Genomic DNA, 21,739 nt, shown 5'->3' with positions numbered 1-21,739 from the left:
TGACCTCCACGGGCAGCCGCACCTAGGCTCTACGCGTGGCGACATCCCCGAGTCCGCTGACCGTCCGCACCATCGCGATCCCCGAAGACGACCCGCGGCGCACCGCGGCGCTGCTGGAGCTGCTGCCCGACCGGTCTCCGCTGAGCTGGGTCCGCGGCGGGGAGGGGCTGGTCGGCTGGGGTTGCGCGGCGCGGCTGGACACCTCGGGGCCGGGGCGGTTCGCGGCGGCCGACACCTGGTGGCACGCCTGGTGCGAGCGCGTGGAGGTGCACGACGAGGTGCGGTTGCCGGGAACCGGCCCGGTGGCGTTCACCAGCTTCGCGTTCGCCGACCGGCCGGGCGATTCCGTGGTCGTCGTCCCGGAGGTCGTGGTGGGCTCCCGCGACGGCGTCCGCTGGATCACGACCGTCGGGGAGCCGTCGACGGCTGCGCGGCTGCCGGTGGACGATCCCGGCGCGGTCCGCTACGGCGCGGGCGCCGTGTCCGCCGAGCGGTACCGGCGGTCGGTGGCCGAGGCGGTGCGGCTCCTGGGATCGGAGGATTCCGGTCGCGCGGCCGGCTCGGGCGGCGAGGCGGTGCGGAAGGTGGTGCTGGCGCACGACCTGCTGGCGACCACGGCCGAACCGCTGGACGCCCGCTACCTGCTGGGCAACCTCGCGGCGCGCTATCCCGGTTGCTGGAGCTTCGCGGTGGACGGGCTGGTGGGGGCGACTCCGGAGCTGCTGCTGGAGCGGACCGGGCGGCGCATCCGGTCGCGGGTGCTGGCCGGCACGACGTGGCCGACACCCGGTGTCAGCGCCGAAGAACTCGCCTCGACGCTGCTCGGGTCGGCGAAGGACCTGTCGGAACACGCCTTCGCCACCGAGTCGCTGGCCGCCGAGCTCCGGCCGTTCTGCGGGGAGCTGGCGGTGCCCGAGCGCCCGGAGGTGCTGCGGCTGCGCAACGTGCTGCACCTGGCGTCGCACATCACCGGTGAGCTGCACGAGCACGCGGCGAGCAACGGCGTGGCGGCGTTGCTGCGGCTCGCTGCCGCGGTGCACCCGAGCGCCGCGGTCGGCGGGACGCCGACCCCTGCGGCGGTCTCGCTGATCGGACGGCTGGAAGGCATGGACCGCGGGCGTTACAGCGGCCCGGTCGGCTGGGTGGACGACGCGGGCAACGGGGAGCTGGGGATCGCGTTGCGCTGCGCGCAGATCGAGGACGGCGGTTCCCCCGGCGGTGCGGGCGGGCGGGCCCGGTTGTTCGCCGGGGGCGGCATCGTCGCCGGCTCCGATCCGGACCTGGAGGTCGCGGAGGCGGCGGCGAAGATGTTGCCGGTCCGCGAAGCGCTCGACGGCCTCGGCTGAGGCACGCGTCCGGCTGCCGGGACGGGTGGGCCGCCCCGGCATCCGGACTGCCGATCAGTGGTGGTCGTGCACGTGCCGGTGGGTGGCGTCGATCTCGGCCACCGCTTCCGGAGCGATCACCCCGGCCCGGGTGGCAGATGCCGGAATCCCGTTCTCCGGGGTCGCGGCGGGCTTGCCGGGCGTGAACAGCCACACCTGGAAGAACTCGTCGAGCTGCTCGCCGGAACGCTGCTCGGTGAGCGTGATGAAGTCCTCCACGGTGCCGGTGGAGTACCGCTTGTCCTCGACCCAGGTTCGCACCACGTCGAGCAGCGCTTGTTCGCCGATGACGTTGCGCAGGGCGTGCAGGGTCAGCGCGCCGCGGTCGTAGACGGCATCGCTGAAGATGTTGTCCGGTCCCGGCTCACCGGGGGCGACCTGCCAGAACGAGTTTTCCGGTGCGGTCGAGTAGTAGTGGTCGAACAGCTCCTGCGCCGTTCCGGTGCCCTGCTGCTCCGACCACAGCCATTCCGCGTAGCTGGCGAAGCCCTCGTTGAGCCAGATGTCGCGCCAGGTGTCCACCGACACCGAGTCGCCGAACCACTGGTGGGCGTTCTCGTGCACGACGACGGAGGTGTTGGCCCCGTCCTGGAAGAACTTCGGGCTGTAGGTGGGCCGGGTCTGGTTCTCCAGCGCGAAGTTCAGGCCTTCCGCCGGGACCACACCGCCCTGCGCCTCGAACGGGTACTCGCCGAACAGACCTGCGAGGAAGTCCAGCACCTCCGGGGTCCGCTCGACGCTGGCCTTGGCCGCGCCCTCGACCTCGCCGAGGCCGTCGGCGTAGGCGGTGACGAAGGGCTGCTCGAAGGCTCCGGTCTTCGTGTTGATCGCGTACTGGCCGATGCCCAGGAACGCCAGGTAGGTGGCGGTCGGCTTGGTGGTGCGCCACTTCCACGTGGTGCGACCGGCCAGCGCGGAGGTGTCGGTGTTCACGCCGTTGGACAGCACCTCGGTGCCGTCGGGCACGTCGACGGCGATGTCGAAGGTGGCCTTGTCCCTGGGATGGTCGTTGCCGGGGAACCACCACGCGGAGATCTCCGGTTGGCCGATGGCCAGCGCGCCGTCCGAGGTGCGGGTCCACGGGCTGATCCCGCCGACCTCGACGCTGGAGGGCACGCCGTCGTAGTCGACGACGAACGTGGCCTCGGCACCCGCGGGCAGTTCGGCGGGCGGCGTGACGGTGAGTTCGGTGCCCTGCTGCTGGAAGGTCGACGGACTGCCGTTGACCCGGATCGACTTCACCGGCAGCGCGAAGTCGAGGTTGAACGCGGTGAGGTTCTGGGTCGGCTTCGCCACGATCGTCGTGGTGCCGGCGAGCCGGTCGTCCCGCGGTTCGTAGCGCAGCCGCACGTCGTAGTGCGACACGTCGTAGCCGCCGTTGCCGTACTCGGGGAAGTAGGGGTCACCCGCGCCCGGAGCACCGGGGCCGCCGGTCCCCGCGGAGGCGGGAGTCGCCAGGAACGCCGCGGCGCAGCACGCGGCGGCCGTCACCCGAAGACCGGTTCGCTTGAACACCAGGGCACCTCCCGAAGATCAGGTCTTTTCCTGCAGCGTACGAAGATGATCTGGGCTGCGCGAGAGCCCGGAAGTGGAGGTTTTTGCCAGACCCGGACCAACTTCGGCAACGCTCACCCGAAAACCCCCGCAACGAGCCACCGGAAAGGAACGAATCCGCCCTCCCGGGAAGTGCCTTCCTCCAGTTCAGAGGCCACGCCCCCGCGCCGGAGCACGCGAGCGCGCACCGCCTCGACACCCCTCGGACGACACCGGCGCACGAGCTCACGACGCACCCACCGCCGCCCACGATGTGGGAGAACGCGATGCGCGAGGACCTCGGCCACCGAGCCCGGTGGCTCCAGACGCCCTACGAGCCTTCGATCAGTGACGTGTCAGCGGCGACGCGGCTGAGCCGCGACCACCACAACACCCGGCACCGCTCACGAGGACAGCGATTCCTCGTGCGGCGGAGCCACTCGTGAGGTCGTTCCCGAAGCGAGCAGCAGCTGAGGTTCCGCCATCCGGCCACCGAAGCCGTACGAGGACGTCACCCCGTCAGTACGGAGCTGACCGCGGCCTGGAGGCGGGCGTGGAGGCTGCGGGTCCGGGACCTGTCGGCCTGGATCTCCACTACGCGCAGACCCGGTGGCCCGTGCAGGGCGGCCGGGAAGTCCGAGCGCTGCCGCACCCGCACGTGCTCCACGCCGTGCGCCGCGCACAGCTGGGCGAGGTCGGTGCCGTGCGGGGTGCCGAAGACCCGCTCGAACGAGCCTCGATGTTCGGGCCCGCCCTGCTCCAGCAGCGAGAAGATGCCGCCGCCGTCGTCGTTGAGCACCACGATCGTCAGGTCCGGTCGCTGCTCCTGCGGCCCGAGCAGCAATCCGTTCCCGTCGTGCAGGAACGTGAGGTCGCCGAGCAGCGCGTACGTCGGCCCGTCGTGCGCCAGCGCGGCGCCGATCGCCGTCGAGACCGTCCCGTCGATCCCGGCCACGCCGCGGTTGCGGTGCACCGCGACGTCCGGTCGGTGCCGTGCCGCCAGCGCCACGTCCCGGCTCGGGTTCGACGACCCCAGCACCAGCAGCGAGCGAACGGGCAGCTCGTCGACCAGGTCCCTGGCGAGCACCGGCCCGTTCGGCCAGCGCTCCAGGTCGAGCGCGGCGTGCAGTGCGGCGGCGACCTTCTGATCCGCCTGCTGCCAGGCGGTGAGCCACTCCGGGTCGGCCGGGCGGGTCGGCCCGGCCTCGAAGGTGTGCGCGACCTCCCGCACCCCGTGGCCGGGCGACGGCCAGTCCGCGTCGCCGCCGTGCGCCAGCAGCACCTCCACGCCAGCGTCGGTGAGCAGCGACTGGACCTGGCGGAACACCGTCGGCCTGCCCACGCACAGCACCTGTTCGGGTCGGTGCTCGCGGACGAACTCGGGCTGGTTCAGCAGCCACATCCCGGTGCTGATCGCCGCGCCGCCGGGGAGCCCGACGCCGCCGGTCTCCGACAGCACCGGCCAGCCGTGCCGTTCGCCCCAGGCTCCGGCGGCGTCGGCGCTCCCGTCCGCGGCGAGCACCAGCCCGCGCCGCGCCGTCGGCCCGCGAAGGCTGCTGAGACCGAGGCCGTCGACGGCGACCTCGGTCCACGGCCCGCCGTCGGCGCGACCGTCCAAGGGCTCGCACCACTCGAGGTCCCCGGTCGGCACCAGCGGCTCCCGGAACGGCAGGTTCAGGTGCACCGGGCCGGATCGCGCCGTGCCCAGCGCCGCCTGCCGGGCGCGGCACACCTGGCTGCGCCAGTAGGCCTGCTGCCCGGGGCGGTTCTCGGCGACGCCCAGCTCGTCGAACAACCGGACCTGCGGCCCGAACATGCGGTGCTGGTCGATCGTCTGGTTGGCCCCGGCCGCGCGCAGTTCCGGTGGGCGGTCCGCGGTGAGCACGATCAGCGGAATCCCCGCCTGCGTCGCTTCGCTGACCGCGGGGTGCAGGTTCGCCGCGGCGGTGCCCGACGTGCCCGCGACCACCACCGGCCATCCGCTGCGCGCCGCCAGCCCCAAGGCCAGGAACCCGGCGCTGCGCTCGTCGATGCGGACGTGCAGCCGGACCCGGCCCGCCTGCGACGCCCGGTGCAGGGCGAACGAGAGCGGCGCGTTGCGCGAACCCGGAGAGAGCACCACATGCCGAACCCGATTGCGGATCAGCTCATCGACGATGACCTCGGCCTGTGCCGTGGACGGATTCAACCCATCACCCCGGACTCCCTCGCACGCTGCCTGACCGCTCCCAGTGTCGCCGGGGCCGCCGGGCCGCTTCGACCCGGTGTCATCCCGGCCGAACGACGTGCCGCCGCTCACACTGGACGGCGCCCTCCTGGTGTTCAGCACGCCGAGACGGGACCTATTGTCCCAGGCGTGCTGAACTCGCGTGTCTCTGAGCTGTTCGACCCGGCCGTGTGGGAACCCGTCAGCGGGTTCGACTTCACCGACATCACCTATCACCGCTGCGTCGAGGACGGTCCCGGCCGCGGCACCGTGCGCATCGCGTTCGACCGGCCCGAGGTCCGCAACGCCTTCCGGCCGCACACCGTGGACGAGCTGTTCCGCGCGCTCGACCACGCGCGGATGTGCAGCGACGTCGGGTGCGTGCTGCTGACCGGGAACGGGCCGTCTCCCAAGGACGCGGGCTGGGCGTTCTGCTCCGGCGGTGATCAGCGCATCCGCGGCCGGTCCGGCTACCAGTACGCCGCGGGCGAGACCGCAGACACCGTCGATCCGGCGCGGGCCGGGCGGCTGCACATCCTGGAGGTGCAGCGGCTGATCCGGTTCATGCCGAAGCTGGTCATCGCGGTGGTCCCCGGCTGGGCCGCGGGGGGCGGGCACAGCCTGCACGTCGTGTGCGATCTCACCCTCGCCAGCGCCGAGCACGCCCGCTTCAAGCAGACCGATGCCGACGTCGGGAGCTTCGACGGCGGTTTCGGCAGCGCGTACCTGGCCCGGCAGGTCGGGCAGAAGTTCGCCCGCGAGATCTTCGCCCTCGGCCGCCCCTACGACGCCGAGCAGGCGCACCGGATGGGGATGGTCAACGAGGTCGTGCCGCACGCCGAACTGGAGGCGACCGCCCTGCAGTGGGCACGGGAGATCAACGGCAAGTCGCCGACGGCGCAGCGCATGCTGAAGTACTCGTTCAACGCGATCGACGACGGCCTGGTCGGACAGCAGCTGTTCGCCGGGGAGACGACGCGGCTGGCCTACATGACCGACGAGGCGGTCGAGGGCCGGGACGCGTTCCTCCAGCGCCGGGAGCCCGACTGGACGCCGTTCCCCTGGTACTACTGACCGGTTCCGGACGGGCGGGGCCTGCCGGGACGCGCCCGGCAGGGCCGTCCCCGGGCCCGTGGTCCGCCCGGTGATCGGGTAGCCGCAGGAGTTCATCGTCCGCACCGCCTTCGCTCGCAGGTCGCTCTGACATGACCATCGACCGGCCCCATCGAACAGTTGAGCGATGTCATCCGAACTGGTGATCGAAGGCCGGTGATCGAGGGCACGGTCACCGCCCACCGCCGCATCGGCCCCTTCGGCGGTGGGCGCAAGATGGCGGGCATGCCAGCCCGCGAACTCCGGCCGCTGCCCGTCCCGGCGGGCCCCCAGGCGGCGACGGTGCTGCCCGCGCTGCGCCGCGCGCTCGACGGCGACGGCCCGGCGCTGCTCCCGGTCGCCCCGGACGGCGACGCCTCGATCGTCGAAGCGATGGGCGCGGACGTCCCGCTGCGGCCCGGCGAGGACGATCCGGCGAACCCGACCGCCCTGGTCATCGCCACCTCCGGCTCGACGGGGACGCCCAAGGGCGTGCTGCTGCCCGCCGCCGCGCTGCGCGCCTCGGCCGAGGCCACCCACCGGCGCCTCGGCGGTCCGGGGCACTGGCTGCTGGCGATGCCCGCCCACCACGTCGCCGGGATCCAGGTGCTGGTGCGAGCGCTACTCGCGGGCACGCCCCTGGAAGCGGTGGACGCCTCGGAAGGCTTCCGCCCGGACCGGTTCGCCACGGCCGCCCGCCGGAGCCTCGCCGCGCCGGGCAGGCACTACACGGCGCTGGTGCCGACCCAGCTGCGCAGGCTGCTGGACGACGTCGAGGGCTTGGCCGCGCTACGCGAGTTCGACGCCGTCCTGCTCGGCGGCGCCGCCACCCCGCCGGTGCTGCGCGAGCGGGCCGCGGCGGCCGGGGTGCGGGTGGTGACGACCTACGGCATGAGCGAGACCGCGGGCGGCTGCGTCTACGACGGCGTCCCGCTGGACGGCGTGCGGCTGCACGTCGAGGCGGCCGAGGACGGTTCCGGCCCGGTCGCGCTGGCCGGCCCCACGCTGGCCCGCGGTTACCGGGGGCAGGAGGCGGCGAGCGCGTTCCGCGACGGGTGGTTCCGCACCGGCGACCTGGGCCGCGTGGACGGCGGCCGGTTGGAGATCCTCGGCAGGGCCGACGACGTGATCGTCACCGGCGGGGTGAACGTCGCCCCCGTCCTGGTGGAACGCATCCTCACCGAGCACCCCGGCGTCCGCGAGGCGTGCGTGCTGGGCGTCGACGATCCGGAGTGGGGGCAGGCCGTGGTCGCGGTCGTCGTCCCTGCCGACCCGTCGGCGCTACCGCCGGTGGCGGAGCTGCGCACGTCGGTGCGGGACCGCGCGGGCGCCGCGAGCACGCCGAAGCGCGTCGAGTTCCTGGCCGAGCTGCCGCTGCGCGGGCCCGGCAAGCCGGACCGGCGCTCGTTGCGCGCGACTCTCAGCCGGTGACGAGGAGTGATGCGCGAAGATGATTCACATGGCGACCGTGAAGCAGTGGATTGAGGGCGCACGCCTGCGGACGTGGCCGAACGCGATCGCGCCGGTCCTGGTCGGCACCGGGGCGGCGACCGGGGTGGACAGGTGGAGCGCGCCGATCGCGCTGCTGGCGCTGGCGGTGTCGCTGCTGCTGATCACCGGGGTGAACTTCGCGAACGACTACTCGGACGGCATCCGCGGCACCGACGCCGATCGGGTCGGGCCGTTCCGGCTGGTCGGTTCGGGTGCGGCCGACCCGGTGGCGGTGCGCAACGCGGCGTTCGGCTGCTTCGGCCTGGGTGCGCTCGCGGGCATCGGCGTGGTCGTGCTGAGCGGGCAGTGGTGGATGCTGCTGCTCGGCGCGTTGTGCATCGCGGGCGCCTGGTACTACACCGGCGGCAAGCGGCCCTACGGCTACGCGGGTCTCGGCGAGATCTCCGTGTTCGTGTTCTTCGGCCTGGTCGCGGTGCTCGGCACGATGTTCGTGCAGGCGGGCACGATCAGCGGTTTCGGCGTCGGGGGCGCGGTGGCCGTCGGCTCGTTCTCCAGCGCCGTGCTGGTGGCGAACAACCTGCGCGACATCCCGACCGACCGGATCACCGGCAAGCGCACCTTGGCGGTCCTGCTGGGCGACCGCGACACCCGGACCCTGTACGTGACGCTGGCGCTGATCCCGTTCCTGATCACCGTGCTGATCGGCCTGCGCAACTCCTGGGCGCTGCTGGGTTTCCTGGCCTTGCCCCTGCTGATCAACTCGGTCCTGGCCGTGACCCGAGGCGGCACCGGCCGCAAGCTGATCCCCGCCCTCCGCGACACCGGCCTCGCCATGCTCGCCTGGGCCACCACCACAGCGGTGGCCCTAGCCTTCGGCTGACCACGACCAGCCCAGCAGCCGGCAAAGCCGCAAGAGCAAGCAAGGCGACACCTACCGCACGGCAATGCCGTGCCTTGCGGCGAAGCCGTACTCGGATGCGCGTCAACGCATAGCCCACGTCGAAAAGCCGCTCACCCAGAGGGTTCTCAGCGTTCCTCTCGCGAGGACAGCTTTTCCCGAGAGGCGGAGCCGCTCGGGAGAAAGATCCCGCGGCGAGAGGAACGCTGAGGTTCGCTGAACGACCACCCAAGCAGAAACGACCGGGGCAGGTCAGCGAACCGCGGCGAGGACGTACTGGGCTATTCCCTGGGCGGCGTCGCACTCATCGGAATCGGCTTCGGCGGCCTTCGCCGTGACTTGGAGGGTCGCTTCCCCCACCCCGGCGAACACGGTGCAATCGTTGGCGCGCAACGTCTCCGTGCCGGGCACCTCGCCGAGGCGCACCTCGTCCTCGCCGAGACCCGCGTACCCAGCGGGCTGGGAGGCGATCAGGATCGAGCGCACACCGCTGTCGGCTTCGAACTGGCAGCCGCGCACCGGCGGTTCGAATCCGATCTCGCGCGGCACTCCGGGCCGCACGGTGTAGCCGAACTGCGCGAGTTCGTCCACGGTGATCAGTCCGCACAGCTGTGGCGCGGAGGCGCTCGCGAGGCTCCGGCGCTGCTGCGGCGGCACTTCGCGGGTGATCGACGGGGTGACCGATTCCGGTTCGGTCCGGTCGCTGCCGCTCGTGGCCGGTGCGCTGCTCGGCGCGGGCGGCGCCCCGCCCGAGGTGCAGGCGGCGAGCACGACGGCGAGCGCGGCCGTGGGTACCAGCACCGCGGCTGAGTTCGTCGGCCGGCGCATGCCCCTCCTCGGACTAGTGGCTTGATCGCAGACTACGTGCCGCCCGCCGCTCACCCGGAGAGCGGCCAGGTCCCGCTGCGGTGGAACTCGGCGAGCGCGCCGAGGGGGCCGGTGAGGTCGAAGCCGTGACCGGTCACCCACTGGTCGTCGTAGTAGGTCTCGGCGTAGCGCTCGCCGCCGTCGCAGAGCAGCGTGACGATGCTGCCGGTCCTGCCGTCGCGCACCATCTCCGAGACGAGCCCGAAGACTCCCCACAGGTTGGTGCCGGTGGAGCCGCCCACGCGGCGGCCCAGCACGTCCTCGGCCCAGCGGATGGTGGCGATGGAAGCGGCGTCCGGGACCTTGATCATGCGGTCGATGGCTTGGCCGATGAAGGACGGTTCGACCCGTGGCCTGCCGATGCCTTCGATGAGCGATCCGCGTTCGCCGGTCCGGTCGGGATCTCCGTGGCACCACGCGTCGTAGAACACGGAGTGCTCCGGGTCGACCACGGCGAGCCGGGTGTCGTGCCTGCGGTAGCGGATGTAGCGGCCGAGCGTGGCGCTGGTGCCGCCGGTGCCCGCTCCGGTGACGATCCACTCCGGGATCGGGTGCCGTTCCAGCGCCAGTTGATCGAAGATCGATTCGGCGATGTTGTTGTTGCCGCGCCAGTCCGTGGCGCGTTCGGCGTGGGTGAACTGGTCCATGAAGTGCCCGCCGAGTTCGGTGGCGAGCCTGCGGGACTCGTCGTAGATCGCGCCCGGCTGGTCCACGTAGTGGCAGGTGCCGCCGTGGCGCTCGATCAGCGCCACCTTCTCGGGGCTGGTGGAGCGCGGCATCACCGCGATGAACGGAAGTCCCAGCAGTTGCGCGAAGTGCGCCTCGGAGACCGCGGTGGATCCCGAGGACGCCTCGATCACGGGAGTGCTCTCCGTCACCCACCCGTTGCAGAGGGCGTAGAGGAACAGGGATCGAGCGAGCCGGTGCTTGAGCGAACCGGTCGGATGAGTTGACTCGTCCTTGAGGTAGAGGTCGATGCCCCAGGCCGACGGCAGCGGGAACCGCAGCAGGTGCGTGTCGGCGCTGCGGTTCGCGTCGGCTTCGATCACCCGGACCGCTTCGCCGGCCCAGGATCGGGTGCGCGCGCAGGAGCGGTCGGTCACCGCACCGGAGTTGCCGGGGTCAGTCCTGGTCATCGGACTGCCCACGCTCGCCGCGGAGCTCGGCGCGCAGTTGTTCGCGACGCCGGGCGCGGTGCACCATGCCGGTGGCAACCCGGCGGCGCAGCCCGCCGAAGACCACCATGGACAGCGGCATCACGACCACCACGGACACCGCGGCGGCCACCAGCAGCGGCACCCCGCAGAGCGCGAGCACGGCCGCGACCGCGAGCAGCATGGCCAGCCTGACCACGGTGTACAGCGCGATGTCCCGCGCCAAGTTGGTCGGCGGGGCCGACTCCGTTACCGATGCGGTTCGCTGTTCCTGCACGTCAGCCAGGGTAGAGCACGGGCAGATCGGGAAGTCCTCCCCCATCTCGCCCGAAGCGCCGCTTTCGTCCCTTACCTTCCCTTTACCTAGACTCGAATGTTCGAGTACCTGACCATCGGGGTGCCAGGATGCGACCGGAATGCCCGAAAACCGTCCGCATTGTGGAGGTCCCCTGTGACCGCGACGACTCCCCAGTCTCGCCAGAACGGTCAGGAACAGCTGCTCACCCCCGGTGAGGTCGCCTCGTTGTTCCGGGTCGACCCGAAGACGGTGACGAGATGGGCGACGGCAGGTCGGATCGGTTCCATTCGCACTCCCGGCGGCCACCGCCGGTTCCGCGAATCGGAAGTGCGCACGCTGTTGGCCGAACTCACCAACGACGTCCGCTCCGCCTGAGTCGCTCGACGATCGGCACGCGTCCGGTCCGCCTCCGCATCAGCACCGCCCGAGGCGGGCCGGGCACGGCCCATCGCCGAGCCGCCCCGATTTCCGCTGCACCGTCGGATCTTCCCTGATCGGCGCACCCCACCACCCGTCGTTCTCCGGCTAACCTCGGGGGTGAGTAGTGGAGGTGTCCTGATGATCTACGTCCTGGCAGCGATCGGCGCGCTCACCGTGGCCGCACTGATGTGGCGCGCGTTCGGCCCCATGCGCGACACCGCGAGCGAGGGCGCGAGCACGCCCCGTCGCGCCGCACCGCTGGCGCCGGATGACGACCCGGAGTTCCTGCGTCGTCTCGACGAGCAACAACGCAACAAGAACGACCACGACCAGGACTGACTGACTTCCCACTCGCGTCCGCTGCACCCGCGAACGGGACGCGGCGGAGCTTCGAGTCGGCTTCGCAGACCAGAACGGCCCGCCCCACCTGAATTCCGGTGGGGCGGGCCGTTGCTCGGCAGGTCAGGCTTGGCGCTGGCGCCCGAAGGCCTGCGGGAAGTCGTCCGCGACGATCGCCGCGAGTTCCAGCAGGGCCAGCCGGGTCGGGGCAGCGAGCTGGTCCAGCTCGACCTCCGCGCCCTCTTCCAGGTGCGGATCGAACGGAATCCGGGACACCGCGCGGCAGCGCGAACCGAAGTGCGCGCTGAGCTTGTCGACGTCGACCTTGCCGGAACCCGGCCGCACCGAGTTGATCACCGCGACCGAGCGGGACACGAGCTGGCCGTAGCCGTGCGCGTCGAGCCAGTCCAACGTGGCCGAAGCGCTGCGCGCCCCGTCGATGGAGCTGGACGAGACGATCACCAGCGAGTCCGCGACGTCGAGCACGCCCTTCATCGCCGAGTGCATCAGTCCGGTGCCGCAGTCGGTCAGCACGATGTTGTAGAAGTGCTCCAGCAGCGTCACCGTGCGCTGGTAGTCGTCCTCGCTGAACGCCTCGGAGACCGCCGGGTCCTGCTCGCTGGCGAGGATCTCCAACCGGCTCGGGCCCTGCGAGGTGTAGGACCGCACGTCGCTGTACTTGCGGATGCGCTGCGCGTCCCGCAGCAGGTGGCGCACGGTGGCCGTGGTCTCCAGCGGGATCTTCTGGCTCAGCGTGCCGCGGTCCGGGTTGGCGTCCACGGCGATGACCCGGTCACCGCGCAACGAGGAGAACGTGGAGCCCAGCGTCGCGGTCGTGGTCGTCTTGCCGACGCCGCCCTTCAGGCTCAGCATTGCGATCTTGTAGCAGCCTTGCAGCGGCTGGTTGATCCGGCCGATCAGCTCGCGGCGGCGCAGGTCGGACGCGCTCTCCCCGAGGTTGATCGAACGGCCGCTGGCCACGTACAGCGCCTTGCGCCAACCCGATTGCGGGGCGCGCTTGGTCTGACGCAGCAGCTGCGAGGAGGCGAGGTCCTTGCCGAACGGCACTCCCGGCTGCTGGCCGGACTGCGGCTGGCCCTGCGGCTGCCCGCCCTGCGGCGCGGGCCCCTGCGGCGGCTGCTGCGGGTAGCCCTGCTGCGGGGGGAACGGTCCGGCGACCGGCGCGTAAGGATTCTGCTGGCCACCCATCTGGTAGGGACCGGACTGCCCACCGGGAACCTGGTACGGGCCCGAGTTGCCCGCGACCTGGTACGGACCGGATTGCCCGCCCTGCACCGGGTAGGGGCCCGACTGGCCACCGGGAACCTGGTGCGGCCCGGACGGCCCACCCGGCGGCACCGGGTACGGACCGGACTGGTTCTGCTGGGGCTGGTTCGGCTGCGGCCCGGACGGCGTCTGCTCGGTGTACTGCGGGTACTGCGGCCCGGCATCGGGGAAGGACTGTCCACTCTGGACGTTCGGGTTGCCGCCCGGGTAGTACGGCTGCGGCCCACCGGCGCTCCCCGCGCCCTGCAAGGGAGTGTTCGGCGTGGTCCCCGGTTCCGCGTACGGCTGCGGCGCCACGGGCACCGCGCCGTCACCGTAATCCGGCGTCGCGTGATCCGTCGCGCCGTTCGCCTGCTGCGCCGAGTCCGCACCGGGCGAGGCCGAACCCGCATCGCGTTGCGTTTCGGGCTCTTCGTACCGTCCGGTCACCGTTCCCGTACCTCCCACACATCGGTTCGATCTTTACCGGGACGAGTGAAGGCCACCCGATTCCGCGGAGGAACGGGTGGCCGGCGGTCGTGCTCCGGGTCGGATCATGAACTCATAGCCCAGCGTACGAGTGCAGTCCGGAGACGACGATGTTGATGAAGAAAAGATTGAAGATCATGACAGCCAGGCCGACGATGTTGATCCACGCGGCCTTGACTCCCCGCCACCCCGCGGTCGCACGCGCATGCAGGTACGCAGCGTAGACGACCCAGGCGATGAAGGAACAGGTCTCCTTCGGGTCCCAGCCCCAGAACCGGCCCCACGCGGCCTCGGCCCAGATCGCGCCGGCGACGATCGCGAACGTCCACACCGGGAAGATGATCACGGTGGCGCGGTAGGCCATCCGGTCCAGCACCTGCGTGGTGGGCAGCCGGGAACCGAACCGGGCCAGCTTGAGCGGGTTGTTCTCGTGCCGCGCGCGCAGCATGAACAGCACGCTGGCGACACCGGCGAACAGCAGCGCACCACTGGAGACGATCGCCGCGCTGACGTGGATCACGATCCAGTAGGACTGCAGCGCGGGCTGCAGCGGCGCGGCGCGGGCGTAGAGCACGGTGCCGGACAGGAACAGCAGCAGCACCACCGGCAGCAGCAGGAACCCGCCGAGCCCGCGCAGCTGCGCCGGCGAGGACTCGCGGCGCTCGGCGCGCATCTGCCGGAACAGCACGATCGTCCAGGCGGTCACCGCGGCCAGGCAGATCGCGGAGCCGAACTCGTACATGTTGCCCCACGGCGCGCGGCCGGTGGCCACCCCGCGGAACACCAGCGACGCCGCGTGCACCAAGGCACCCAGCACGGTCATCGACACGGCCATGCCGCCGAACCGCTCGGACAGCGGGCGCTTGCTCGGGGTGTCGATCCGGCCGACCCGCTCACCGGTCGACGAGTCGGACTCCGCAGCGCCTGCGGTGACCAGGTGCGCCTCGCGGGTGCGGGCGGACTGCTTGCGCCCGCCGTAAGCGAACTCCGCGAAGTACAGCAGCATGGCGGCGATGTAGATGACGACCGAGGTCGCGAACGCCATGTCGCTGTAGTTGGACAACATCTCGTTGACCATCAGCTCTTCCTTCCGCGTGCGGATGCTGCGCCCGGCGACTCCGCATCGGAGCCGTCCGTTCCGAGCAGGTCCTTGGCCAGCCGGGTGAACTCCTCGCCGTAGCCTGCCTGGTCGGTGCGGGCCAGTCCGCCGACCTCGACAACGGTACGCGCGGGATCATCCGCCCCGGTCCCGGGGGCAGGGGCCACCCGGACCCAGATCCGGCGGCGCTTGATGCTCAGCGAGGCGCTGATCCCGAAGATCAGGGCCACCGCGAAACCGAGGACGTACGGCTGGAACGGGTCGTGCGAGATCTGCAGGTTCGCCCAGCGCTCCACGCCGTCGAAGCGGACGGTGGTGCCGTCGTCGAGCCGGATCTCCTCACCGACCCGCACGTTCTCCCGCGCGACCTTCTTCAGCCGCCCGGACTCCACCATCTTCTGGTCCACGCCGAAGATCGACTGTCCGCGCCCGGAGTCCAGGCCGAGGTCGCCGCGCAGCACGTCGACCGCGGCGGTCGGGTCGAGCAGGTCCGGGAACTGCGAGCTCAGCACCTTGCCCTGGTAGGCGGCGGTCGGGGCGAACAGGCCGGTCACCGCGAGCTGCGTCTGCCGCCGCCGCACGTCGTCGGTGACGCCGGGCTGGTCGAACTTCGTGGCGCCCTGCGACAACATGGTCGTCGGGTCCATCGGCTGCCACTGGGTCAGCTGGGTGCGCTTCGCGCCGTCCGGGAAGGTGACGGTGAAGCGGGGCGCGTAACCGTTGCCGGTCAAGTAGATCCGGTCGCCCGCGATCCGCAGCGGGTGGTTCACCTGCAGGTCGTAGGGCCGCCAGGTACCGGCGTCCAGGTCCGCGCCGGACTGGTACTCCATGCCCACCCGGTAGCTCGCGACCTGACCGGTGTGCTGGTACTTCGCGTCGAAGTCGTTGACCCGCAGGCAGAACGGGCTCAGCTGGGTGCCGTCCACGCTGAGACCGGCGCGGAACGAGTCGTAGTTGTAGGTACCGGAGTTGCAGAACTCGGACCCGTCGGCGAGCACGATCACTTGGCCCTCGTAGCCGAGGATCTTGCCGCCCGCGACGGTCACCAGCAGCCCGACGAGGGCGAAGTGGAACACCAGGTTCCCCGCCTCCCGCAGGTAGCCGCGTTCCGCGCTGATCGAGCGGGTGCCGTCGTCGTCCTCGCGCTCGTCCTTGCGCCAGCCGCGCAGCCTGCGGCGCGCGGCGGCCAGCGCCTCCTCCGGCGTTCCGCTCACCGTCGCCGAAGCGTGGTGCGGCATCCGCGTCAGGTTCCGCGGCGTGCGCACCGGCCTGCCGCGCAGCTGCTTGTAGTACTCCAGGCAGCGCGGCAGCAGGCAACCGATCAGCGAGATGAACAGCAGCACGTAGATCGAGGCGAACCACACCGAGCTGAACACCTCGAACACGCCGAGCTTGTCCAGCACCGGCGCGAGGTCCGGGTATTCGGTGAAGTACTTGTCCACCTCGGCCGGGTTCAGCGAGCGCTGCGGGATCAGCGCGCCCGGCAACGCGGCCATCGCCAGCAGGAACAGCAGCACCAGCGCGGTGCGCATCGACGTCAGCCCGCGCCAGGTGTTGCGCAGGAACGCCAGCAGGGAGCGGAAGCGCGACATCAGATCGGCGTCTCGAATCCGGCGACGGGTTCGCGCAGCACAGCGATCAGTTCTCCCCACAGCCCGGTGACGAGCAGCACGCCCACCACGACCAGCAGCGCACCGCCCGCGATCTGGATGGCGCGGCCTCGGCGGCGCAGCCAGTCCGTGCTGCGCACCGCCCACCGCGCGCCCAACGCGAGCAGCACGAACGGCAATCCGAGCCCGACGCAGTACGCCCCGACGAGCAGGACACCGCGCACGGCGGTGCCGGTGCCCACCTCGGTCCCGATGGCCAGCGACATGACCCCGGTCAGCGTCGGACCTAGGCACGGGGTCCAGCCGAGGCCGAACACCGCGCCCAGCAGCGGAGCGCCCCACAACCCGGCCCGCGGCACCCGGTGCAACCGGACGTCGCGCTGCAACGCCGGGACCATGCCGAGGAACACCAGGCCCATCGCGACGGTCACGACACCGCCGATGCGCTGCAGCAGCAGTTCGTTCGCGAGCAGCGCGTCGGACAAGCCGAGCAGCAGCAGCGTGCCCGCGGCGAACACGACGCTGAACCCGGCCACGAACAGCAGCGCCGCACCGGCCACCCGCCACCGGCCGCGGCGGGCCTGCTGAGCTTCGGCGGAATCGACCGGGGGGGCTTCGGCGCCCACCACGCCCGCCAAGTACGCCAGGTATCCCGGCACCAGCGGCACGACGCACGGCGAAGCGAAGCTGACGGCCCCGGCGAGCACCGCGATCACGGCCGCGAACAGCAGCGGTCCGGAAGCGGCGAGCTCGGTCGGATTCACGGTTCCGAGGGTAAGGACTGCTCTAGCGTGACTACGCACCGGGCCGGGGGTCTCGGGGTGATCTGCCTAGTGGGGCGGGTGGCCGGCTTCTCGACGTGGGCTGTGCGCTGACGCGCGTGCAGGCACGTCCTTCGGCCGCGAGCATCCGGCTTCGCCGCGAGGGACGGGGTTGCGCTGGCGGGTTGGCGACGTGAAGAAGGCGATCGTGCGGCGAGGGATCCGGCGAGGTTCCGCTCTCCGAAGCCCTACGCGGGTCGTCCCGTTTCGCTCCTGGTCAGGGAGCCGAGGAAGGTGGACCAGTGCCTCGGGGTGAACGCGAGGGTGGCGGAGCGGGGTGCTTTCGAGTCGCGGACCGAGACGACGCCGGGGGCTCTGCCGACCTCCACGCAGTTGCTCTCCTCCCCGCTGTAACTGGACTTACGCCAACGCACCGTCGGGCTCACATTCCCTTTCCATCGCGCCCGCCACATCCGTGATCAGCAGTGCCGACTCCGCTTGGTCGAGAGCGACCGCGGGCAATCGGGCGGCGGCTTCGAGGAACGGGGCGGTGTCCGCGGGCACTTCCAGGAACGCGCCGCGGCGGCGCTGCTCCAGGTGGACCACGGGACGCTGCCGGGCGAACTCCAGGATCAGCTGGCTGCCGTTGAGCTCGGCGTACGCGCCGGCCGCGAACGGGATCACCCGCACCGACACGTTCGGCCGCCGCCCCATCCGCACCAGGTGCCGGAGCTGGTCCGCCATCACTCGGTGCCCGCCGACCGGCCGGTGCACCACCGATTCGTCGAGGTAGGCGTGCAGCTGCGCCGGTTCCCCCCGGGTGAGCACGCCCTGCCTGCCGAGGCGCAGGGCGACCCGCGACTCCAGGTCCGCGTCCCGGACGCCGCCCGCGCTGAGCACCGCGCGCGTGTAGTCCGGGGTCTGCAGCAGTCCTGGCACCAGGGCCAGCGCCACGTCGGTGATCCTGGTCGCCAGCCGCTCGAAGTCGATCAGCGCGGTGAGCGCGCTGGGCATCCCGGCGTACCCGGCCTCCCACCAGCGGGCTTCGGTGGCCGCGTTGACGAGCTCGAACAAGCGGGCGCGCTCCGAACCGGACACGGCGAGCGTGTCCAGCAGCGCGGCGAGTTCGGTCTCGCTCGGCACCCGCTCACCCGATTCGATCCGCCCGAGGGTGGCCCGCGACCACCCGCACCGGTGCGCGAGATGTTCCAATCGCAATCCGGCGGACTTGCGGAGTTCTCGTATCTCAGCGCCCAGTCCCCGCGCTCGAACACTGGTCATAGCAGGAACCTATTTCCTCCGCCGAAGTCATGCCATCGCTCGATTCGGTGAAGTGCATTGCCATTCGAGTGTTGAGGAGGTCTCATTCCCAGACAGGACGAACGCCCGAGGAATGGAGTCGACGCGATGCCCCCGCAGCAGGGCCTGACCTACGTGTGGCGGCCGATCCCGGCGGGACGCCACGCTTTCGCGGCCAGTGCGCTGGAAGCCGACCCGCAGTGCCCCGTCACCTCGTATTGCGGGGTGGAGGCGACCGCGACCGAACTGCACGGCCGCACCGAGTACGAGTGGGTGCGCCGGGGCACGTGCATGGACTGCTGGCGGGAACTGACCGGCTCCCGGACCGTCCGGTCGTCCTGATCCCGGCGGCGATCAGACCCGCACGGCGGCATCTCCGCTCCGGCGAACGATCGCAGCGGAGCACCGTTCGGCCCAACCGGTGGGCCGAACGACGTACCCGCCTCCGGCCCGGCACCGCGAACCCGGCGGACGCCGGGATTCGGCGAACCCGTGGCCGAGCGACCGCGGAACCCGCCGAATTCGACGCCCGAAACCCGTCATGCCGCGGGTTCCGCGGCGACCTTCTGCACTTCCGGAAGCAGTTCGCTCTCGAGCATTTCCGTGAGGAAAACAGCGGCCACCCGATGTTGCCGATCCAGAATGATGGTGGACGGCACCGCGCTTCGCGGATAGTTCTTCAGCGCCAGCAGCGAACGGCCCGACGGATCGAAAATCGACGGGTACGTCAAACCGCGATCCCGGTGGAAATCCGTCGCCGCCGAACGGCTGTCGCGCACATCGATGCCCAGCACTCGAACGCCCTGCGGACCCGCCTTGTCCTGGACGGCCTGCAGATCGTCGGCCTCCGCGCGGCACGGACCGCACCAGGATCCCCAGAGGTTCACGACCACGACCTGGCCCTGGAAGTCCTCCAGGCCGATCCGCTTCCCCTCCTCCAGCAGGCTGTCGCCGTGCAGCCCGGTCAGGCGCTGCCGCTCGGCCTCCGGGTAGAAGATGCGGGTCTGCCCGCCCGGCGAGACGAACGTGAACTCGCTGCCCTGCTCCACGGCGTCCGTGCCCGCGGTGGCGCAGCCACCGATCAGGCTCAGCGCGGCCACCGACAGCGCGGCCCTGGTCAGCAGCCGTCTCATGCCCCGGTCACCCGCGGGTCGGTCTCACCGGCCGGCTCGACGTAGGCGACGCGCACCAGCTGCTCGTCCCGGAAGACCAGGCTGGTCAGCGAGGCCAGCGAGCACTGCCTGCTGCGGGGGTCGTGCCACATCCGCTTGCCCTCGACGAACCGGCGCAACGTCCAGATCGGCAGCTGGTGGGACACGCAGACCGCCTCGTGGCCCTCCGCCGCCGCCCGCGCGCGCTGCGCGGCGGCGAACATGCGGTGCGCGATCTCCACGTACGGCTCGCCCCAGGACGGCAGGAACGGGTTGCGCAGCTTCGACCAGTGCTGCGGCGAGCGCAGCGCCCCGTCGCCCACCGACACCCGCAGGCCCTCGAACTTGTTCGCGGACTCGATCAGCCGGTCGTCGGTGGCCACGTCCAGCGCGAAGGTGCCACCGATCGGCGCGGCGGTCTCCTGGGCCCGCTGCAGCGGGGAGGCCACCACGTGCCGCACGTCCCGGCCCGCCAGGAACTCGGCGACGAGCTTCGCCTGCGCCGCGCCCTGATCCGAGAGCCGGTAGCCGGGCAGCCGCCCGTAGAGGATCCCGTCCGGGTTGAACACCTCGCCGTGCCGCAGGAAGTGCACGACCGTCTTCGCACCGCTCATGCCGTGTGCTCCTCAGCCGCCGCGGCGGCCCGAGCCGCGTGCGGCGCCGCCTCCGCGATCCGCTCGAAGGCGGCCTCGTCCATCGCCGCGTTGACGAACCAGGACTCGAACGCGCTCGGCGGCGGGTAGACGCCGCGGTCCAGGAAGGCGTTGAAGAACGCCGGGAAGCGCCACGCCTGCTGGGCCTGCGCCTGCGCGAAGTTCGTCACCGGGGACTCGGTGAAGAAGACGCTGATCAGGTTGCCCGCGAACGCCACCTGGTGGGGCACGCCCGCCGCCGTCAGCGCGGCACCGAGCAGGTCGCCGAGGCGGGCCGCGTTGCGGTCCAGCGCCTCGTAGGCGTTCGCGTCCGCCGCCCGCAGGTTCGCGAGCCCGGCCGCGACCGCGACCGGGTTCCCGGCCAAGGTGCCCGCTTGGTACACCGGCCCGGAGGGCGCGAGCAGCTCCATCACGTCGGCGCGACCGCCGAACGCGGCGGCGGGCAGGCCGCCGGACATGACCTTGCCGAAGGTGTAGAGGTCCCCGGCGACGCCGTCGAGGCCGAACCAGCCCGCGGCGGAGACGCGGAACCCGGTCATCACCTCGTCCATGATCAGCAGCGACCCGGCGGAGCGGGTGATCTCGCGCAGCGCGGCGTTGAAACCGGGCTGCGGGGCGACCGCGCCCATGTTGCCCGCCGCCGCTTCGGTGATCACGCAGGCGATCTCGTCGCCGAACTCGGCGAAGGCCGCGCGGACCGCGTCGATGTCGTTGTAGGGCAGCACCACGGTGTCCGCGGCCTGCGCACCGGTCACTCCGGGGCTCGTCGGCAGGCCCAGCGTCACCACGCCGGAACCGGCGCCGGCCAGCAGCGAGTCGACGTGGCCGTGGTAGCAACCGGCGAACTTGATGATCTTCGTGCGACCGGTGAAGGCACGCGCCAGGCGCACCGCGCTCATCGTCGCCTCGGTGCCCGAGTTGACCAGCCGGACCTGCTGCACCGGCTCCACCCGGCGGATGATCTCCGCCGCGAGGTCGATCTCACCGATCCCCGGCGTGCCGAAGGACAGGCCGTCGACGGCCGCCTCCCGCACCGCCTTCACCACGTCCGGGTGCGCGTGGCCGTTGACCATCGGGCCCCAGGACGAGACGAGGTCCACGTACTCGTTGCCGTCGGCGTCCCACAGGTAGGCGCCCTCCGCGCGGACCATGAACCGCGGCGTGCCGCCGACGGATTTGAAGGCCCGCACCGGCGAGTTGACGCCGCCCGGCGTCACGGTGAGCGCTCGGTCGAACAGCTCCGCCGACCGAGCAGTGGCGTTCGGACTCGTGTTGCCAGGAGTTTCGGCTGTCACGCCACCAGTCTGACAGGCCGTCCGCCGTGACCGGTCCCACCCTCGGGACGGCGGGCCGGTGCGTCGCGGACCGATCAGGCGGCGCGTTCCCGGCGCGGGGTGCGGCGGACCGCCCAGGCGAGCATCAGCTGGCGGACGGCGTCCACGAACAGCACGGCCGCCAAGGTCGGGGCCGCGATGCCGAGCGCGGCCCAGTCGCCGAAGATCCGCGTCGAACGCATCGGGGCACCGGTCGCGCCGGGCACCTCGACGGCGAGCTGCGACCGCTCCCAGCACCACCAGGCCAGCACGACCAGGGTCGCGACGAGCACGAGTTCGGCCGCCGCCACCACCGCCCGCCACGGCTGGGCGAGTCCGGCGCGGGGTTCGGCCGCGTCCGCGGTGTTCTCGCTGAGCATCGGCCCGTCAGCGGACCACGGTTCCGGGAACGTCACCGCAGCAGCGTCTCACGCAGCCCGATCGCACCGGTCGC

Annotated in this window: 22 protein-coding genes; 7 read left to right on the top strand and 15 right to left on the bottom strand. The window is 71.6% G+C overall.

Translation table 11 applies throughout. The features are described 5' to 3' along the window. Positions 1 to 35: 35 nt before the first annotated feature. Entirely contained in the window at positions 36 to 1,346 is a 1,311-nt protein-coding gene (locus OOZ19_RS01470; RefSeq protein ID WP_266087343.1) for an isochorismate synthase, read from the top strand. A 54-nt stretch (positions 1,347 to 1,400) separates the two neighbouring features. On the opposite strand, the gene OOZ19_RS01465 is transcribed toward OOZ19_RS01470, so the two are convergent. Both OOZ19_RS01465 and menD read right to left on the bottom strand, forming a co-directional pair. Continuing rightward, positions 1,401 to 2,900 carry a M1 family metallopeptidase gene (locus tag OOZ19_RS01465; RefSeq protein WP_266087341.1) on the bottom strand — a complete coding sequence of 500 codons (1,500 nt, stop codon included), beginning with the start codon at positions 2,898 to 2,900 and terminating at the stop codon, positions 1,401 to 1,403. A 529-nt stretch (positions 2,901 to 3,429) separates the two neighbouring features. Beyond that, positions 3,430 to 5,106: a 2-succinyl-5-enolpyruvyl-6-hydroxy-3-cyclohexene-1-carboxylic-acid synthase gene (gene menD, locus OOZ19_RS01460; RefSeq protein ID WP_266087339.1), complete on the bottom strand. Its 1,677-nt coding sequence runs from the start codon at positions 5,104 to 5,106 to the stop codon at positions 3,430 to 3,432. Positions 5,107 to 5,274: 168 nt separating this feature from the next. Between menD and OOZ19_RS01455 the strand changes: the two genes are divergently transcribed. The 3 genes from OOZ19_RS01455 (at position 5,275) to OOZ19_RS01445 (ending at position 8,548) form a co-directional block, all read left to right on the top strand. Next, positions 5,275 to 6,198 carry a 1,4-dihydroxy-2-naphthoyl-CoA synthase gene (locus OOZ19_RS01455; protein WP_266087337.1) on the top strand — a complete coding sequence of 308 codons (924 nt, stop codon included), beginning with the start codon at positions 5,275 to 5,277 and terminating at the stop codon, positions 6,196 to 6,198. 264 nt (positions 6,199 to 6,462) lie between these two features. Next, complete coding sequence (menE, locus tag OOZ19_RS01450; protein WP_266087752.1) at positions 6,463 to 7,647, top strand: o-succinylbenzoate--CoA ligase; 1,185 nt, start codon at positions 6,463 to 6,465, stop codon at positions 7,645 to 7,647. A gap of 28 nt (positions 7,648 to 7,675) precedes the next feature. Continuing rightward, complete coding sequence (locus OOZ19_RS01445; RefSeq protein ID WP_266087335.1) at positions 7,676 to 8,548, top strand: 1,4-dihydroxy-2-naphthoate polyprenyltransferase; 873 nt, start codon at positions 7,676 to 7,678, stop codon at positions 8,546 to 8,548. A gap of 270 nt (positions 8,549 to 8,818) precedes the next feature. Here the strand turns inward: OOZ19_RS01445 and OOZ19_RS01440 are convergent, their stop codons facing one another. Genes OOZ19_RS01440 through OOZ19_RS01430 form a run of 3 tightly spaced genes read right to left on the bottom strand, consistent with a single transcriptional unit; the run spans position 8,819 to position 10,864 of the window. Next, positions 8,819 to 9,394 (bottom strand): DUF3558 family protein, encoded by a 576-nt coding sequence (locus tag OOZ19_RS01440; RefSeq protein ID WP_266087333.1) that lies wholly within the window; start codon positions 9,392 to 9,394, stop codon positions 8,819 to 8,821. A 50-nt stretch (positions 9,395 to 9,444) separates the two neighbouring features. Beyond that, on the bottom strand, positions 9,445 to 10,569 hold the full coding sequence (gene cds1 / locus OOZ19_RS01435) for an L-cysteine desulfhydrase Cds1 (protein ID WP_266087331.1): 1,125 nt from the start codon (positions 10,567 to 10,569) through the stop codon (positions 9,445 to 9,447). Next, the gene (locus tag OOZ19_RS01430) at positions 10,556 to 10,864 is read right to left on the bottom strand and encodes a DUF4229 domain-containing protein (RefSeq protein ID WP_266087329.1); all 309 of its coding nucleotides are present in this window, start codon (positions 10,862 to 10,864) and stop codon (positions 10,556 to 10,558) included. The genes cds1 and OOZ19_RS01430 overlap by 14 nt, the downstream gene beginning before the upstream one ends. 174 nt (positions 10,865 to 11,038) lie before the next feature. Here OOZ19_RS01430 and OOZ19_RS01425 point away from each other — a divergent pair, with 174 nt between their 5' ends. Both OOZ19_RS01425 and OOZ19_RS01420 read left to right on the top strand, forming a co-directional pair. Beyond that, on the top strand, positions 11,039 to 11,260 hold the full coding sequence (locus OOZ19_RS01425; protein WP_184476042.1) for a BldC family transcriptional regulator: 222 nt from the start codon (positions 11,039 to 11,041) through the stop codon (positions 11,258 to 11,260). A 183-nt stretch (positions 11,261 to 11,443) separates the two neighbouring features. Beyond that, entirely contained in the window at positions 11,444 to 11,644 is a 201-nt protein-coding gene (locus OOZ19_RS01420) for a hypothetical protein (protein ID WP_266087326.1), read from the top strand. A 123-nt stretch (positions 11,645 to 11,767) separates the two neighbouring features. Here OOZ19_RS01420 and OOZ19_RS01415 read toward each other — a convergent pair whose 3' ends face one another. From OOZ19_RS01415 to OOZ19_RS01390, 6 genes are all read right to left on the bottom strand, one after another. Then, the gene (locus tag OOZ19_RS01415) at positions 11,768 to 13,360 is read right to left on the bottom strand and encodes an AAA family ATPase (protein ID WP_266087324.1); all 1,593 of its coding nucleotides are present in this window, start codon (positions 13,358 to 13,360) and stop codon (positions 11,768 to 11,770) included. A 112-nt stretch (positions 13,361 to 13,472) separates the two neighbouring features. Beyond that, positions 13,473 to 14,480, bottom strand: a complete 1,008-nt coding sequence (ccsB, locus tag OOZ19_RS01410) for a c-type cytochrome biogenesis protein CcsB (protein ID WP_266087750.1) — start codon at positions 14,478 to 14,480, stop codon at positions 13,473 to 13,475. Next, entirely contained in the window at positions 14,477 to 16,090 is a 1,614-nt protein-coding gene (resB, locus tag OOZ19_RS01405; RefSeq protein ID WP_266087322.1) for a cytochrome c biogenesis protein ResB, read from the bottom strand. Before resB ends, ccsB begins: the two co-directional genes overlap by 4 nt. After that, positions 16,090 to 16,872, bottom strand: coding sequence for a cytochrome c biogenesis CcdA family protein (locus tag OOZ19_RS01400; protein WP_266087320.1), 783 nt, complete (start codon positions 16,870 to 16,872; stop codon positions 16,090 to 16,092). Before OOZ19_RS01400 ends, resB begins: the two co-directional genes overlap by 1 nt. 245 nt (positions 16,873 to 17,117) lie before the next feature. Continuing rightward, complete coding sequence (locus tag OOZ19_RS01395) at positions 17,118 to 17,342, bottom strand: DUF397 domain-containing protein (protein WP_266087318.1); 225 nt, start codon at positions 17,340 to 17,342, stop codon at positions 17,118 to 17,120. Beyond that, a complete protein-coding gene (locus tag OOZ19_RS01390) occupies positions 17,290 to 18,150 on the bottom strand; it encodes a helix-turn-helix domain-containing protein (RefSeq protein ID WP_266087316.1) in 861 nt (286 codons plus the stop codon). Before OOZ19_RS01390 ends, OOZ19_RS01395 begins: the two co-directional genes overlap by 53 nt. A 126-nt stretch (positions 18,151 to 18,276) precedes the next feature. On the opposite strand from OOZ19_RS01390, the gene OOZ19_RS01385 reads away from it, so the two are divergent. After that, the gene (locus OOZ19_RS01385; protein ID WP_266087314.1) at positions 18,277 to 18,510 is read left to right on the top strand and encodes a hypothetical protein; all 234 of its coding nucleotides are present in this window, start codon (positions 18,277 to 18,279) and stop codon (positions 18,508 to 18,510) included. A gap of 197 nt (positions 18,511 to 18,707) precedes the next feature. Here the strand turns inward: OOZ19_RS01385 and OOZ19_RS01380 are convergent, their stop codons facing one another. From OOZ19_RS01380 to OOZ19_RS01365, 4 genes are all read right to left on the bottom strand, one after another. Beyond that, complete coding sequence (locus OOZ19_RS01380) at positions 18,708 to 19,301, bottom strand: TlpA family protein disulfide reductase (RefSeq protein WP_266087312.1); 594 nt, start codon at positions 19,299 to 19,301, stop codon at positions 18,708 to 18,710. Next, positions 19,298 to 19,933 (bottom strand): histidine phosphatase family protein, encoded by a 636-nt coding sequence (locus OOZ19_RS01375; RefSeq protein ID WP_266087310.1) that lies wholly within the window; start codon positions 19,931 to 19,933, stop codon positions 19,298 to 19,300. Before OOZ19_RS01375 ends, OOZ19_RS01380 begins: the two co-directional genes overlap by 4 nt. Further along, on the bottom strand, positions 19,930 to 21,267 hold the full coding sequence (gene hemL, locus OOZ19_RS01370; protein WP_266087308.1) for a glutamate-1-semialdehyde 2,1-aminomutase: 1,338 nt from the start codon (positions 21,265 to 21,267) through the stop codon (positions 19,930 to 19,932). The genes OOZ19_RS01375 and hemL overlap by 4 nt, the downstream gene beginning before the upstream one ends. Positions 21,268 to 21,341: 74 nt before the next feature. Continuing rightward, positions 21,342 to 21,701 (bottom strand): hypothetical protein, encoded by a 360-nt coding sequence (locus OOZ19_RS01365; RefSeq protein WP_266087306.1) that lies wholly within the window; start codon positions 21,699 to 21,701, stop codon positions 21,342 to 21,344. Positions 21,702 to 21,739: the final 38 nt, after the last annotated feature.

It is taken from the genome of Saccharopolyspora sp. NFXS83, from assembly GCF_026241095.1.
GTDB lineage: Bacteria > Actinomycetota > Actinomycetes > Mycobacteriales > Pseudonocardiaceae > Saccharopolyspora_C.
Note: the sequence above shows the minus strand (reverse complement) of the source record. Positions and strands in the feature narration are given on the sequence as shown.

What these genes read in the sequence shown, in the direction of transcription:
- menE (WP_266087752.1), top strand. Translation starts at nt 6,463, where the DNA reads ATGCCAGCCCGCGAACTCCGGCCGCTGCCCGTCCCGGCGGGCCCCCAG.
- OOZ19_RS01445 (WP_266087335.1), top strand. Translation starts at nt 7,676, where the DNA reads ATGGCGACCGTGAAGCAGTGGATTGAGGGCGCACGCCTGCGGACGTGG.
- OOZ19_RS01440 (WP_266087333.1), bottom strand. Translation starts at nt 9,394, where the DNA reads ATGCGCCGGCCGACGAACTCAGCCGCGGTGCTGGTACCCACGGCCGCG.
- cds1 (WP_266087331.1), bottom strand. Translation starts at nt 10,569, where the DNA reads ATGACCAGGACTGACCCCGGCAACTCCGGTGCGGTGACCGACCGCTCC.
- OOZ19_RS01420 (WP_266087326.1), top strand. Translation starts at nt 11,444, where the DNA reads ATGATCTACGTCCTGGCAGCGATCGGCGCGCTCACCGTGGCCGCACTG.
- resB (WP_266087322.1), bottom strand. Translation starts at nt 16,090, where the DNA reads ATGTCGCGCTTCCGCTCCCTGCTGGCGTTCCTGCGCAACACCTGGCGC.
- OOZ19_RS01395 (WP_266087318.1), bottom strand. Translation starts at nt 17,342, where the DNA reads ATGTGGCGGGCGCGATGGAAAGGGAATGTGAGCCCGACGGTGCGTTGG.
- OOZ19_RS01390 (WP_266087316.1), bottom strand. Translation starts at nt 18,150, where the DNA reads ATGACCAGTGTTCGAGCGCGGGGACTGGGCGCTGAGATACGAGAACTC.
- OOZ19_RS01385 (WP_266087314.1), top strand. Translation starts at nt 18,277, where the DNA reads ATGCCCCCGCAGCAGGGCCTGACCTACGTGTGGCGGCCGATCCCGGCG.
- OOZ19_RS01380 (WP_266087312.1), bottom strand. Translation starts at nt 19,301, where the DNA reads ATGAGACGGCTGCTGACCAGGGCCGCGCTGTCGGTGGCCGCGCTGAGC.
- OOZ19_RS01375 (WP_266087310.1), bottom strand. Translation starts at nt 19,933, where the DNA reads ATGAGCGGTGCGAAGACGGTCGTGCACTTCCTGCGGCACGGCGAGGTG.